11 protein-coding genes are annotated in these 14247 nt (G+C 70.8%); 5 read left to right on the forward strand and 6 right to left on the reverse strand.

Annotation, left to right across the window (positions count from 1 at the left end):
- Positions 1-206: 206 nt before the first annotated feature.
- From ACFW9Z_RS11335 to ACFW9Z_RS11350, 4 genes are all read right to left on the reverse strand, one after another.
- Complete coding sequence (locus ACFW9Z_RS11335) at positions 207-1040, reverse strand: helix-turn-helix domain-containing protein (protein WP_384637864.1); 834 nt, start codon at positions 1038-1040, stop codon at positions 207-209.
- The gene (locus ACFW9Z_RS11340; RefSeq protein ID WP_384637867.1) at positions 1037-1549 is read right to left on the reverse strand and encodes a DUF6879 family protein; all 513 of its coding nucleotides are present in this window, start codon (positions 1547-1549) and stop codon (positions 1037-1039) included. The genes ACFW9Z_RS11335 and ACFW9Z_RS11340 overlap by 4 nt, the downstream gene beginning before the upstream one ends.
- Positions 1533-1742, reverse strand: coding sequence for a hypothetical protein (locus tag ACFW9Z_RS11345; RefSeq protein ID WP_384637869.1), 210 nt, complete (start codon positions 1740-1742; stop codon positions 1533-1535). Before ACFW9Z_RS11345 ends, ACFW9Z_RS11340 begins: the two co-directional genes overlap by 17 nt.
- Positions 1743-2268: 526 nt before the next feature.
- A complete protein-coding gene (locus ACFW9Z_RS11350) occupies positions 2269-6249 on the reverse strand; it encodes an AAA domain-containing protein (RefSeq protein ID WP_384637872.1) in 3981 nt (1326 codons plus the stop codon).
- A 395-nt stretch (positions 6250-6644) separates the two neighbouring features.
- Between ACFW9Z_RS11350 and ACFW9Z_RS11355 the strand changes: the two genes are divergently transcribed.
- The 5 genes from ACFW9Z_RS11355 to rbsD all read left to right on the forward strand — a co-directional run bounded on the left by ACFW9Z_RS11355 (position 6645) and on the right by rbsD (position 12615).
- On the forward strand, positions 6645-7661 hold the full coding sequence (locus tag ACFW9Z_RS11355) for a LacI family DNA-binding transcriptional regulator (protein ID WP_384637875.1): 1017 nt from the start codon (positions 6645-6647) through the stop codon (positions 7659-7661).
- Complete coding sequence (locus ACFW9Z_RS11360) at positions 7658-9235, forward strand: sugar ABC transporter ATP-binding protein (RefSeq protein ID WP_384637877.1); 1578 nt, start codon at positions 7658-7660, stop codon at positions 9233-9235. The genes ACFW9Z_RS11355 and ACFW9Z_RS11360 overlap by 4 nt, the downstream gene beginning before the upstream one ends.
- Complete coding sequence (locus ACFW9Z_RS11365) at positions 9225-11180, forward strand: substrate-binding domain-containing protein (RefSeq protein ID WP_384637879.1); 1956 nt, start codon at positions 9225-9227, stop codon at positions 11178-11180. Before ACFW9Z_RS11360 ends, ACFW9Z_RS11365 begins: the two co-directional genes overlap by 11 nt.
- A gap of 119 nt (positions 11181-11299) precedes the next feature.
- On the forward strand, positions 11300-12229 hold the full coding sequence (locus ACFW9Z_RS11370) for a ribokinase (RefSeq protein WP_384637881.1): 930 nt from the start codon (positions 11300-11302) through the stop codon (positions 12227-12229).
- Entirely contained in the window at positions 12226-12615 is a 390-nt protein-coding gene (gene rbsD, locus ACFW9Z_RS11375; RefSeq protein WP_384637884.1) for a D-ribose pyranase, read from the forward strand. Before ACFW9Z_RS11370 ends, rbsD begins: the two co-directional genes overlap by 4 nt.
- A gap of 153 nt (positions 12616-12768) precedes the next feature.
- Here rbsD and ACFW9Z_RS11380 read toward each other — a convergent pair whose 3' ends face one another.
- Both ACFW9Z_RS11380 and ACFW9Z_RS11385 read right to left on the reverse strand, forming a co-directional pair.
- A complete protein-coding gene (locus tag ACFW9Z_RS11380) occupies positions 12769-13368 on the reverse strand; it encodes a DinB family protein (RefSeq protein ID WP_384637886.1) in 600 nt (199 codons plus the stop codon).
- Between the two features lie 42 nt (positions 13369-13410).
- Entirely contained in the window at positions 13411-14235 is an 825-nt protein-coding gene (locus ACFW9Z_RS11385; protein ID WP_384637889.1) for an N-formylglutamate amidohydrolase, read from the reverse strand.
- Positions 14236-14247 lie beyond the last annotated feature (12 nt).

Here is a 14247-nt window from a genome sequence, read left to right on the forward strand (position 1 = left end):
CGGTGAACCCAAGATCACTGCGTTGCGCGGGTCCACCTGCACTTCACGAACCGGGCCGTACGTCCGGCCGCCGTCGTATGACACCCGCAGGGTCATGCGTCCGCCGTCGCGGTTTCTCGTTTCGTCTCGCTCGGTCGCCGCCATGGGGGAAATCATTGACCCGGAAAGCGGGGGCTGTGTAGTTCTTTCCCGTCATGGACTAAAGATCATGAACGGCAAGCGGCAGACCACTCCGCCAACAACGCTCGCGCTTGCTCCCCGAACAACGCGTACCCATCCAGCGTGGAGAACAGTTCGAGATGCATTTCGATGTCTCTCGGATCTCTCAGGATCACGACACCGGTCGTGTTCTCCACAGTGGCCAGCGTGTTGTCATAGATGGTGAAGGTGTCCATAGGCGCCATGGGCTTGTATCCCGCGATTGGGATAACGCCGATCTTCACGTTCGTAAGGTGGGTGAGCGACGCCAGCCGGTCAATCTGCATTGCCATCGCAGCCGGGGGCAGGAGCGGCCACCTTACAGCCTGCTCGGTCAGAATGAAGGTAAACCGCTTCTTCGTGTCGTAAAGAACCTCCTGTCGCTCCAGCTTCCTCGCGACCGTCTTAGTGATATCGGCCGGGGAATGGGAAAGACTGGCCCGGATGTACTCAGGGGTTGACAGCAGTCCTGTAATCATCGAGAGCAGGAAGAAGCGGAATTCCGTAGATGAGGATTCGAGGGCTGCAAGTTCCGTCTGCTTCTTCTCCAGCCCTCTACGACGCAGCGAGCGCAGGTCTTGCCATTCAGTGTTGGCCAGCCGCGCAAGGGCGATGACCTCCTCGATGACCTCGGGCGGAGCCACGACGGCTCGGAGGATTCTTTCCAGGTCCAGCAGGCTCGGTTGGGCTTTCCCATTCTCGATCCGACTGATCTTCGATTGGGACATGTTGCAACGCCGAGCGAGCCGGTCCCCAGTGAGGCCGGCTCGCTTGCGTAGTTCTTTCAGCAGGGCCGCCAGTTCCTGTTTAGGCTGGCCCATCTGCTCAGGATCGAACGTCACCCGCTCACGTACTCCAGGAATGGAACCGACTCGGCAACGGCAATCCGCTTCCACTGCCGGTACTGTTCGGGATCACCCTCGTACAGCTCCCGGTTTATCTGCGTCCCGTCCGGACGGTAGTTCATCAGGACCACCTTGGACTCATCGAACATCCAGAAATCCTGATCCGGAAGTCCCGGGTTCTCCCGGTCGGTGAGGTCGAGGATGCGGATATCCTCGCCCACCTTCACGTGGTGCCGGTAGTAATACTCGAACTCGAACCGAAGGTAGTCCGAGAGCGGGCGGGTCACGACGTGCACCCTGCCGACGCTCTTTCCTTCCGAGGTCCATTGCCGAACCTCGTCCATCCAGCCCGACGTGTAATCGTCGGGGGATTTCTCCCCGGCGAGGAAGCGCTTCAGCTTCTCCGCTTCCTGGGGCATGGTGTAGGCGGGCAGCGTCTCCAGCCGCCACGCCTCACTTTCCATGGAATCGAAGCAGTCATTCCACGCGTCACCATCCAAGTGCACGGAACGCCTCCCTGAGAACCGCCTCCGGGATTTCCACGAGCCCTTCCCCGGAGGGCGGGGCGAAGGCGTCGGACATGTCGCCCTGCACCACGAACGACCCGGAAGCCGTGCGGTACACGTTCGGGCAGTCCTTCTCTCCGCACTCGCCGTTGCCGTTGCCCGTGAGCCGGGTGAGTGCCGAACGTTCGGACATGCCAAACCCCCTTGCTCTGGCCCCGTTTGGGCCGCCTGCCCACCGACAGTAGAGGGGGTGGCGCTACGCGTCTATGCGTGAACGCGACTATGCGTGTCCTTGCATAAACAGGTCCCCGACCGCCCCAGCCACCCCCGGTACGTGGTCACGTATGCGCCCGTGCAGACTGGGCGTAGCCCCGTGGCGCGGTCCGGGACGCCCGACCAGGGACGGACGCCTCGGAGGAGCGTTGGTCACGTGACCAACGCATGACCAACAGGGGCCTGAAAGTCCCTGAAACAGCAGGAAAGAACAGGAGGAAGGCCCGCCGAAATCAAGCCTGTCGACGGACGTTTCCCCAGGTCAGAGCGATTGTGGGCTGGTGCCCGAGTGGAGAGTTCAAGTCCCCCCTCGGACACCAAAGGTCGAACGACCGAACAGAGCCGGTCAAAGCGACACGATGTCGCTTTGACCGGCTCTGTTGTCGTGTGGTGAACGTGATGATCCGGCCCCTGCGGTGCGCAGGGGCCGGATCTGCCCGTGCCGGTCATTCGCCGTCCGGTGGCCAGGTCGTACGGTCGCTGACGTGGTCGAACTCCGCCAGCTCGTCGGCGAGGACGTCGAAGTGGGGGAGTGGCGCCCACAAGCCGCGCTCACCGATGACGTAGAGGCGGCGCTTGGCGCGGCTCGCGGCGACATTGAGCAGATGCGGGGTGCGGGCCGCCCACTCGCGGGCTCCGGGACGGCCGCCGCCGAGCACGAGGACGACGACGTCGGCCTCCTTGCCCTGTGCCCGGTGGACCGTGGCGCAGCGCTCCTCCAGGAGCTCGGCGGTCCAGCCCGCACGGCCGCGGCACACCTTCTTGCACTCGGCGACGAGGGCCCGGAACGGGGCGATGACGCGCAGCCGCTCGACGCCCACGCCGTGCCGGTCCAGGAGGTCGAGGACGAACTCGAAGGCACGGCGGTCGCGCTCGCCCCAGGGGGCATCGGCCGGGCGGGCGGGATCATCCGTGTTGAGCCAGCGGCTGGGCAGCAGTCCGTCCCGCTCCTCGTCGGGGAAGGCCTTCGGTTTCGTGCCGTAGACCATGAGGCCGTCGTAGGCGACCTCGTTGCTGACGGTGAACATCGGATCCTCGCAGCGGCGGTGCACGCGCAGCGGTGACCCCACCCAGACATGCTCGTCGTCCCCGTCCGGGGCCGGCAGGTAGGTGCCGTAGCGGTTGGTCCGGTCGGCCACGGCCTGTGCCGAGGTGGCCGAGGGCAGCCACCGCTCGTCGACGCCGTAGGCGCGCAGCAGCCTGCGCTGGAGAGCCGCGGGCATGGTGACGACGGGTTCGAGCTGGAGCGGATCGCCGACCAGCACGGCACGGCGGGCGCGCCACAGCGCGCCCACGGCGGCCTGCGGGGTGGCCTGCCCGGCCTCGTCGACGAGCAGCCAGCCGATCGACTCCCGGCCGAGGCGCGCGAACATGCTGCCGACGGAGGAGAACGTGGTGGAGACGACGGGCACCACGAGGAAGAGGGTCTGCCAGGCGCGCTCGACCTCTTCGTCGGGCAGTGGCCCGTTGGTTCCCGCCATCAGCTCCACCAGGACCTGGAGATTGCCCCGGATCTTCTTCGCGGCCCCGGCGACAAAGGCGCGGTGCAGGTCCAGGGCGCGCAGGAACAGGTCGCTGCGCGCGGTGGACCATGCCTCGTCGGACCAGGGGGAGCCGAGTTCCTGGGCGGCTTCGTCGAGATCGTGCCAGCCGAGCGGCAGCGACGGGAGGGTCCGGGCCGCCTGCCGCACCGTGTGGCGGCGCCGGTCGAGCGCGACGGTGGCGGCCCGCAGGTCGTGGCGGGCCTTGTCGGCGGCCTCCCGGGCCCGCCGCAGGGCGGATTCCGCCTCCATCTGCCGGGCGCGCGTGCTCCGTTCATGGTCGCGGGCGGCGGTGAAGCCGGCGGCGGCCTCGTCGACGGCGGTGGCGGACCGGGAGATCCGGCCCGCGGCCAGGGCCTCGGTGCGCACGGCTGCGGCGACCTGCGCCATGGAGTCGTCGAGGGCGGCGCGCTGCTGGACGAGCAACTGCGCGATCTCGGCCTGGGTGCGCTCCTGCTGCAACTGGGCGGCCTGTCGGTCGGCGGAGCTCTGCAGCAGCCGCCGCAGCCCGCCGCGCAGGCCCCGTTCGACGACAGGCGGTGCGTCCTGGCGGACCGTGAGCGCGGTGACGTAGTCGCGGTGGTGCGCGGCCACCTCACGGGCGGCCGACAGGTCGGCCCGGGCGGCGTCCAGATCCTGCCGGGCCCGTGGTACGTGCTCGGTTGCGGCCCGGTGCCGGGTCTCGGCCGCCGCCAGGGCACTTCGGGCCTCGCCGATGGCGGCGGTGGCCCGTTCCAGGGCGGCCGTCGCGGCGGTGACCCGCTGGTCCGCGCGGGGCACGGCGGCTTCCAGGTCCGCGATCCGCTGCCCGGCCGACGGGGACTCGACGGCCGTCAGCGCGGCGGACAGCCGGGCACGCTCGGCACGCAGGCGCTCGACCTCGTCCCGGGCGGTACGGAACGCGGCGACGGCGTCGGCCCACGACGGCACGGGCTCGGCGGGTCCGGCCGCCGGGCCCCGGTCCGCCGGGGCGGCGGCGCTGCGGCCACCGGGCGGAGTCCTCGGCGGGATCCAGGCGCTCAGGACGGCCTGCATGCCGCGCAGCGGCGGCTGTCCCGCCGCCGTGCGGGCGTCGGCCTCCTTCTTGGGCAGTCGGCCCCACCAGAACCGGTCGCCGAACTCCTTGCGGTTGGCCTTGTTCCCGAGCACCGCCGCGACCAGCCCCCACGCCGGGCCGTCGAGGAGGGCGGAGGCGAGGTCGGAGAAGTGGTCGGTGCGGCCGTGCCAGTGCTCACCGAGCGCGTCCATGCCGGGCAGTTCGGCGGTGATGTTCTCGACCGCGCCGTTGTTGGAGGAGGCGACCACGATCTCGTACCCGGTCAGCCGGGGGTCGAGCCGCGACACGAACCGCGCATGCCTGCCCTGCCGGTCCTTGCCCCGCCACGCCGGACCGGTGAAGGCCTGTCCGGGCCGGTCGAAGGTCGCCAGCACCGCCGCCCGCTCGACCACCAGCGCGGCGACGAGATCGCGCAGCATCGTCGTCTTGCCCGTGCCGGGCGGGCCGTTCACGGAGAACATCCCGCCCTCCGTGCCCGCGCGGTCGGCGAGCATCCGGTCGACCGCGAACTGCTGGCTCAGCGCGAGCGGGAACTCGGCCGGTGCGGGCCACCGCCCCTGCGGGACCAGCTCCGGAGCCACCCCGGCCAGGACGGTTCCGCGCTCCCGGCGCACATCCGTCCGCATCCCTGCGGGAACGGCGTCGTGCTCGGTCAGATACGCATCCAGAGCCGGGCCGATCCCCTTCCCGGCCGCCCCGGCCACCCGGGCGAGGTCGGGAGGGAGCAGGCTGTTGAGGAAGGGGGCCGCGGCGGCGGCCTTCGTCCGTGGGTCCTGAGGCCGGTGGACCAGCCTGCTCCGCACCCGGATCACCTGGGGCCGGAGATGGTCCTGCACCCCGCACAGGTCGGCGATCTGCGCGGTCAGGGCGACGAGGTCGGCGAGCCCGAGCGCGCGGTGACCGGAGCCTGCCCCGTACGCCTCCGATGTCTCCGCCGACTGTGCCGACTCCGATGTCCCGCCGGAGTCGCCCGGCGCCTGGCCGGGAACACCCCTGCCGCCCTCCGGATCGCCGGGTTCCCTTTCGTCCCCGGCGGGCCGTCGGGTCGCTGCCCAGTCGGCGGCGCGACGCACCAGGGGGTCGGCCGCGCCTTGCAGGGCGGCACCGGCGACCTCGCCGAACAGGGCCTGGACCGCGCCGACGGCGGCGCCGCCCAGGATCTCGCCGAGCAGCCCCTGCCAGCTCACGCGGTCGGCCTGGGCCCCTGGTACGGCGGACGGCTGCCCGCCCGCCGTACCAGGGGGCGGGGCGGCGGAGCCGTAGGGAATCGTGGTGGCCGTCAGTTCGTCGATCGCCGCGCCGAACGCCTCGTCGAGGTCCTCGAAGCCGTCCAGCCAGTCCGGTGCGGAAGGGCCCGGGTCGAAGAGGCGGCCGGTCGCCCAGGCGCAGGCGGAGATCACGGACGTGTCCTCGACCGGCCGCCCCTCATCGTCCAGGACCAGGGCGAACATCGCGCTCTGGCCCGGCAGCGTCAGCTCGGACTGCGGCACACCGGGATCCGGATCGGTCCCCGCGGGCAGTACCGAGATCATCGCCTGCCGGAGCAGCTCCAGCTCGAAGACCCCGCCGTAGATCTCGTGCCGCCACATCCGGCCGTACGGCGCCCGGCGCGCGCCCGTCTCCGGATGTCCGGCGTCCCAGGGCAGCCGCGGTGGCACCTGTCCCGGCTGCGGCGTCAGGTCGACGACGTACTCGTCCCTCGGCCCGGACCGTGCGGCGGAGCGTCGTCGGGGCAGTGCCGGGATGCCCGGCGGACCGAACAGCTCGATGGCGCGCCAGCACTCCAGCAGCGCTTTCCGGCGGCGGCTCCGCCCCTGCCCGCTCCGCACCCCTGCCCCCTGTCCCACTTGCGGCGCCCGGCCGCTCCTCTTCACCGATCGACTGGTCAGCCGGTCAGCCGGTCAGCCGATCAGTCGGCCAGTCGACGAGCCGATCAGCACCGGTCAGTCGGCCAGTCGATCACCTGCCAGCCGAATCTACCGGACCCCGACAGGCCGGGTCCGGGCAAGCCGGATGTGCGGTGCGGGCATACTCCGGCACCCCTGTGTCTCTCCCGCATCGCCACCCCTCCCGTCACGATCCGGTCTCGGACACGGAGTGGGGTCTTGTTTTCAGCCATGTAATCGATTCCAATCGTCCCTGTAATCGATTCCACGGCGCTGCGCCCCAGCGGTCCGCCCGCTGGTTTCGAGGTGTACGGAAACCACAAGGAGGTGGTCCGGACATGGCGAGCATCAAAGATGTCGCGGCCCAGGCGGGGGTCTCCGTCGCCACGGTCTCGCGGGTGCTGAACAGCCATCCGTCCGTCAGCGAAGAGGCGCGCACCCGCGTCATCGCCGCCGTCGACGCCCTCGGCTACCGGCCGAACGCCGTGGCCCGCTCCCTGCGCACGGCGCAGACCCGGACCCTCGGCCTGGTCATCAGTGACGTACTCAATCCGTACTTCACCGAGCTGGCCCGCTTCGTCGAGGAGGAGGCCCGCGCGCTCGGCTACAGCGTCATCATCGGCAACGCCGACGAGCGGCCCGAGCTCCAGGACCACCACATCCGCACCCTCATCGACCGCAGGATCGACGGGCTGCTCGTCTCGCCCGCCGACGGCGGCTCGCCGCTGATGCGGGAGGTCGCGCTGAGCGGTACGCCGATGGTCTTCGTCGACCGCTGGATCCCCGGCATCGACGTCCCCGTCGTCCGGGCCGACGGCACGGGTGCGGTCAAGGACCTGGTGGCGCATCTGCACGGGCTCGGTCACCGCAGGCTCGCGATCATCGCCGGGCCCGCGGCCACCACCACCGGCAACGAGCGCGTCGAGGCCTTCCGGGAGGCGATGGGTGAGCTCGGGCTCGCGCTGCCCGACGCCTATATCGGGCAGGGCGACTTCCAGGCCGCCAGCGGACGGCGGGCCACCGAGGGGTTCCTCGCCCTGGCCGAGCCGCCCGAGGTGGTGTTCGCCGCCGACAACCTGATGGCGCTCGGCGCGCTGGACGCCATCCGGGCCCGGGGGCTGCGGGTCCCCGACGACATCGCGCTCGCCGCCTTCGACGACATCCCGTGGTTCGTCCACACGGATCCGCCGATCACCGCCATCGCCCAGCCCACCGCGGACCTGGCCCGCGCCGCCGTACGCGCCCTGGCCGACCTGATCGAAGGACGGACCCCGCACTCCGTCACCCTGCCCGCCCGTCTCGTCGTGCGCCGCTCGTGCGGACAGGACGCGACCGACCAGAGGAGCGACCGGTGACCGGACCGGATAAGCAACTGGTGGACAACCCTAGCGAGTTGCTGCGCATCGAGGGTCTGCGCAAGACCTTCCCCGGCGTCGTGGCGCTCGACAACGTCGACTTCGACCTGCGCAGAGGCGAGGTCCATGTCCTGCTCGGCGAGAACGGAGCCGGAAAGAGCACCCTCATCAAGATGCTCTCCGGCGCCTACCGCCCCGACCGGGGCCGCATCCTCGCCGAAGGCCGCGAGGTGCGCATCGGCAACGCGCAGGACGCCGAAGCGCTCGGTATCGCCACCATCTACCAGGAGTTCAACCTGGTACCCGATCTGACGGTGGCCGAGAACATCTTCCTCGGCCGCCAGCCGCGCCGCTTCGGTCTCGTCGACCACCGGCGCATGCGGGCCGACGCGGAGAAGCTGCTGCGCCGCGTCGGGGTCGATGTGCGCCCGGATGCCAAGGTCCGTGAACTGGGCATCGCCCGGCTCCAGATGGTCGAGATCGCCAAGGCGCTCAGCCTGGACGCCCGCGTGCTGATCATGGACGAGCCGACCGCCGTCCTCACCTCGGGAGAGGTCGACAAACTCTTCGCCATCGTGCGCCAGTTGCGTGCCGACGGTGTCGGAATCGTCTTCATCACCCACCACTTGGAGGAGATCGCCGCACTCGGTGACCGCGTCACCGTGCTGCGCGACGGCCGCAGCATCGACCAGGTGCCCGCGTCCACGCCCGAGGACGAGCTCGTCCAGCTCATGGTCGGCCGCAGCATCGAGCAGCAGTATCCGCGCGAACGCCCGGAAACGGGCGAGGTGTTGCTGTCCGTCCAAGGGCTCACCCGGGACGGGGTCTTCCACGACGTCAGCTTCGACGTGCACGCCGGTGAGGTCGTGGGCCTCGCCGGGCTGGTCGGCGCCGGACGTACGGAGGTGGCGCGCGCGGTCTTCGGCGCCGACCCGTACGACGCGGGCACCGTCGACGTACGCGGTGAACGCCTCGCCCGGCACGACGTGCCCGCCGCGATGGGCGCCGGGATAGGCCTCGTACCGGAGGACCGCAAGGGCCAGGGGCTGGTCCTGGACGCCTCCGTACAGGAGAACCTCGGCCTGGTCACCCTGCGTTCGGCGACCCGCTCCGGGCTCGTGGACCTGAAGGGGCAGCGTACGGCGGCCGCCCGCATCGCCCAGCAGCTCGGCGTCCGCATGTCCGGCCTCGGCCAGCACGTCCGCACCCTCTCCGGCGGCAACCAGCAGAAGATCGTCATCGGCAAGTGGCTGCTGGCCGACACCCGGGTGCTCATCCTCGACGAACCCACCCGGGGTATCGACGTCGGCGCCAAGGTCGAGATCTACCAGCTCATCAACGAACTCACCGCATCCGGCCACGCCGTCCTGATGATCTCCAGTGACCTGCCCGAAGTCCTCGGCATGAGCGACCGGGTGCTGGTCATGGCCCAGGGCCGCATCGCCGGTGAACTCCCCGCCGACGAGGCCACCCAGGACGCCGTCATGGCCCTCGCGGTCTCCACCGCCGTGCCGGACGCGAACGACCACCCCGCACCGAAGAAGGAAGAAGAGGAGGGCCCCCGTGGCCACTGAGACACTCAAGAGTGACCCGGGCGCGGGGAGCACCTCCGTGATACGCCGCGTCCTGCTCGACAACGGCGCGCTCAGCGCCCTGGTCGTCCTGGTGGTGGCGATGTCGCTGCTCTCCGGCGACTTCCTGACCACCCAGAACCTGTTGAACGTCGGCGTACAGGCCGCCGTCACCGCGATCCTCGCCTTCGGTGTCACCTTCGTCATCGTCTCGGCGGGCATCGACCTGTCCGTCGGTTCGGTGGCGGCCCTGTCCGCGACGGTCCTGGCCTGGTCGGCGACGTCCGCCGGGGTGCCGGTCGTCCTCGCGGTGGTGCTCGCGATCGTCACCGGTATCGCCTGCGGCTTCGTGAACGGCGCCCTCATCTCGTACGGCAAACTCCCGCCGTTCATCGCGACGTTGGCCATGCTCTCGATCGCCCGGGGTCTTTCGCTCGTCATCTCGCAGGGCAGCCCGATCGCCTTCCCCGACTCTGTGTCCCGGCTCGGCGACACGCTCGGCGGCTGGCTTCCCGTACCGGTCCTCGTGATGATCGCGATGGGGCTGATCACCGCGCTCATCCTCGGCCGCACCTTCATCGGCCGCTCGATGTACGCGATCGGCGGCAACGAGGAAGCGGCCCGGCTCTCCGGCCTCCGCGTCAAGCGCCAGAAGATCGTCATCTACGCGCTCTCCGGCCTCTTCGCCGCCGTCGCGGGCATCGTCCTGGCCTCGCGCCTCGTCTCCGCCCAGCCGCAGGCCGCCCAGGGGTACGAACTCGACGCCATCGCCGCGGTCGTCATCGGCGGCGCCAGCCTGGCCGGCGGGGTCGGCAAGGCGTCCGGCACCCTGATCGGCGCGCTGATCCTTGCGGTCCTCCGCAACGGCCTCAACCTCCTCTCGGTGTCGGCGTTCTGGCAGCAGGTCGTCATCGGCGTGGTCATCGCACTCGCCGTCCTGCTCGACACCCTGCGCCGCAAGGCCGGTTCGGGTGCGGCCTCCTCGGCCGGGACGGCGCCCGGCGCGCCCGGATCCGGCCGCAGGGGAGCGCTCAAGTTCGCCGGGGCGGCGCTCGCCGTGGCGGTCGTCGTCGGTGGGGTGTCCTACCTCAACTCCGGTTCGTCCGGGGGTACGACGAAGGTCGGCATGTCCCTCTCGACGCTCAACAACCCCTTCTTCGTACAGATGAAGGACGGCGCACAGGCGGAGGCGGAGCGGGCGGGCATCGACCTCACGGTCACCGACGCCCAGAACGACGCCTCGCAGCAGGCCAACCAGCTCCAGAACTTCACCAGTTCGGGGTTCTCCTCGATCATCGTCAACCCGGTGGACTCGGACGCCGTCGGTCCGGGCGTCCGCAGCGCCAACAAGGCGGCCATCCCGGTGGTCGCCGCCGACCGGGGCGTGAACAAGGCCGACACCGCCACCCTCGTCGCCTCCGACAACGTGGCGGGCGGCAAGCTCGCCGCCGAGGCGCTGGCCGACAAGCTCGGCGGCAAGGGCAGCATCGTGATCCTCCAGGGCACGGCGGGCACCTCCGCCAGCCGCGAGCGCGGAGCGGGCTTCGCCGAGGGGCTCAAGGCGTACCCGGACATCAAGGTGGTCGCCAAGCAGCCCGCCGACTTCGACCGCACCAAGGGCCTGGACGTCATGACCAACCTGGTCCAGTCCCACCCGGGTATTACGGGTGTCTTCGCCGAGAACGACGAGATGGCACTCGGCGCGGCCAAGGCGCTCGGCACCAAGGCGGGCAGCTCCGTCTCGGTCGTCGGCTTCGACGGAACCCCGGACGGCCTGAAGGCGGTCGAGGACGGGACGCTGTACGCGTCGGTGGCCCAGCAGCCCGCTGAGCTGGGCCGGATCGCGGTGCAGAACGCCGTCAAGGCGGCGGAGGGTGACAAGGTGGAGAGCATGGTGAAGGTGCCGGTCAAGGTGGTGACACGCGAGAACGTCGCTGACTTCTCCTGACCGCCGCCCCGGCTCCGACCGAAGAAGGCTCGACCGAGGAAAGCTCCGACCGAAGAACCTCCGACCCAGGAAAGCTCGACCGAGGAAAGCTCCGACCGAGGAAAGCAGGAAGCACTTCCATGCACGACAACGCCCCCGGCGACGACCACCGGTACGACCTCCTGGTCGTCGGCTCGGCCAACGCCGACCTGGTGATCGGCGTCGAGCGCCGCCCCGCCCCCGGCGAAACGGTGCTCGGCTCCGACCTGGCCGTCCACCCGGGCGGCAAGGGCGCCAACCAGGCTGTCGCCGCAGCCCGGCTGGGAGCCCGGACGGCGCTGCTCGCCCGGGTCGGCGACGACGACCACGGACGGCTGCTGCTGGAGAGCCAGCGCGCGGCGGGCGTGGACACCGACGGCGTCCTGGTCGGCGGGGCCCCGACCGGCGTCGCGCTGATCACCGTGGACCCCTCGGGCGACAACAGCATCGTGGTGTCCCCGGGCGCCAACGGCCGGCTGACCCCCGAGGACGTACGGGCGGCGGCCCCGCTGCTCGCCGCCGCGCGGGTGGTCTCCGTACAGCTGGAAATCCCCCTGGACACGGTCGCGGAGACAGCGCGCCGCCTGGGCCCCGGGGCCCGCCTCGTCCTCAACCCGTCCCCGCCCGCCCCGCTGCCCGAAGAGGTCCTGGCCGCCTGCGACCCGCTGGTGGTCAACGAGCACGAGGCGCGGTACATCCTCGGCGACGCGGCGGGCGACACCCCGCACGACTGGGCTCAGGACCTGCTCGCGCTGGGCCCGCGCTCGGTCGTGATCACGCTGGGCGCGGCGGGCGCGCTGGTGGCCGACAGCCGTACGGACTCCCTGGACCACCTGGTGAGCCCGAAGGTCGAGGCCGTCGACACCACGGGGGCCGGGGACGCGTTCACCGCTGCCCTGGCCTGGCGCCTGGGCCGCGGTGACGACCTGCGGGAGGCGGCGGCCTTCGCGGTACGGGTGGGGGCGGCGGCCGTCACGTCGGAGGGCGCGCAGGCGTCCTTCCCGACGCTGGACGAGGTCGACGCGCTGTGAAGAAGTCGGGCATCCTCAACCGCCACCTGGCCGGAGCGATCGCCGAACTCGGCCACGGAGACGGTGTGCTGATCTGCGACGCGGGGATGCCGATCCCACCCGGCCCCCGCGTGGTCGACCTCGCGTTCCGCGCCGGAACCCCGGCGTTCGCCGAGGTGCTGGAGGGCCTGCTCGACGAACTGGTGGTGGAGGGCGCGACAGCGGCCCTGGAGGTACGCGAAGCCAACCCGGAGGCCACAAGCCTTCTGGAGGCCCGCTTCCCCGACCTGGACCTGATCCCGCACGACGACCTGAAGGCGCGCACGGCAACGGCACGCCTGGTCGTACGGACGGGAGAGGCCCGGCCCTACGCGAACGTGCTGCTGCGGTGCGGGGTGTTCTTCTGAGCGGCTGACGCGACGACGGTACGAGGGGAGGCACCGCCGACTTCACCTCGGCGCACGGAGCTCGGCGCCCGGGGCCTGGCGCACGGCGCACGGGGCTCGGCGCCTGGTGCCCGCTGCCCGGTGCCGCGCAGAGTGGGGGCCGACCGCGTCCGGTCAGCCCTCGCCCGCTTCCCGTGCCACCCGCTCCAGCCGACCGCGATGGTTCTCCCACCAAGCCCGGTCCTCCGGTGGCATGTTGTCGCGGCCCTCCGTGTGTCCGACGCTTCCGTCGATGAGTTCGCGCACGATGTCGGCGTGTCCGGCATGGCGCTGCGTATCGGAGATCACGCGTATCAGGATGTGGTGCAGGGTCACCTCCCGGCGCTCCTCCGGCCACCACGGGACGTGACCTGTCGCGTCGAGCGGCAGCGCCTCGACCGTGCGGTCGGAGTGTTCCCACGCCCGGCGGTACAGCCCGACGATCTCTTCGCGCGACTCGTCCGCGGTCGCCCACATGTCCGCGTTGGGCTCCGCGTCCTCCGTGTACCACCACGGCGGCGGCTCCTCCGTGAAGAACGGCCGTCCGAACGTGTCGCCGAAGTAGCCGAGCTCCACGCCCGCGACATGTTTCACGAGCCCCAGAAGGTTGGTGCCCGTGGGGGTCAGCGGGCGGCGGATGCCATATTCCGAGAGCCCGTCCAGCTTCCACAACAGGGCGTCCCGCCCCTCTTGCAGGTAGCGCAGGAGGTCCGCTTTCGGGTTCGTTTCGATCATGCCGGGCAGTCTTCCACCCGGCACTGACAGTCGGCCTCCGCGTCACCGGGCACCAGGCCGGGAAGAAGGCCGTCCGACCGCCTCCACCAGCTCCGCCAGCGCCTCCGCCAGCGCGTCGAGCTCCGGCCCCGCCGGGCCGCCCGGCTCGCTCATGTACGTGTCACGGCGGATCTCGATCATCAGCGCCGAGACCCTGCGGTCCGTGCCGTAGTGCTTCAACGGGACATACGTACCGGCGAACGGGCTGTCGACGCCCGTGCCCCCGAAGCGGGCGAACGCCGCCTCCGCCAGGGACCGCAGCTCCGGCGGGGTGTGGAACGGATCCGTGCCGAGGCAGATGGGCGGTCGGGGGCCCGTGCCGTGGAGTTCGTACGGGAGGGGCGCGGTCGGGTACGAGTGGACGTCGACGATCACCGCGCGGCCCGTGGCGGCGATCCGGGCGTCGACCGCCTCCGTCATCGCGTGCGCGTACGGGTGGAAGTACCGCTCCAGCAGCGGCCGTTGGTCGAAGCCCGGACCGCGCAGCCGTTCGCGGTGCGTGGTGTGCGTGTAGACCGCTCCCATGCCTACGGCACGCATCTCCTCCCGCTCGTCCGGGAAGCGCTCGGGGTCGACGACCAGGCGGGAGAGGGCGTTGACGTAACTCCAGGGCCGGACGGCGCAGACCGTGGCCGCCCGGGCGGCCAACTCCGCCGTGTGGGAGTCGGTGATGTGGTCGAGTTCCCGCTCCAGAGCGCCGTCGTCCAGCAGGATTCCGCCGCGCACCTCCTCGGGAATCGTCCGGGAGCCGTGCGGTACGTGCAGCAGTACCGGGGACTCGGGGCTTCCGGGGAGGAGGCGGAACGACGGCTGGGGGACGGTGCTCATGGAGCGGGTCCT

The sequence above is a fragment of the Streptomyces sp. NPDC059452 genome (assembly GCF_042750035.1).
Classification (GTDB): domain Bacteria; phylum Actinomycetota; class Actinomycetes; order Streptomycetales; family Streptomycetaceae; genus Streptomyces.

Coding starts and splice junctions, on each gene's coding strand:
- ACFW9Z_RS11345 (WP_384637869.1), bottom strand. CDS start 1,742: ATGTCCGAACGTTCGGCACTCACCCGGCTCACGGGCAACGGCAACGGC.
- ACFW9Z_RS11355 (WP_384637875.1), top strand. CDS start 6,645: ATGGCGAGCATCAAAGATGTCGCGGCCCAGGCGGGGGTCTCCGTCGCC.
- ACFW9Z_RS11370 (WP_384637881.1), top strand. CDS start 11,300: ATGCACGACAACGCCCCCGGCGACGACCACCGGTACGACCTCCTGGTC.
- ACFW9Z_RS11380 (WP_384637886.1), bottom strand. CDS start 13,368: ATGATCGAAACGAACCCGAAAGCGGACCTCCTGCGCTACCTGCAAGAG.
- ACFW9Z_RS11385 (WP_384637889.1), bottom strand. CDS start 14,235: ATGAGCACCGTCCCCCAGCCGTCGTTCCGCCTCCTCCCCGGAAGCCCC.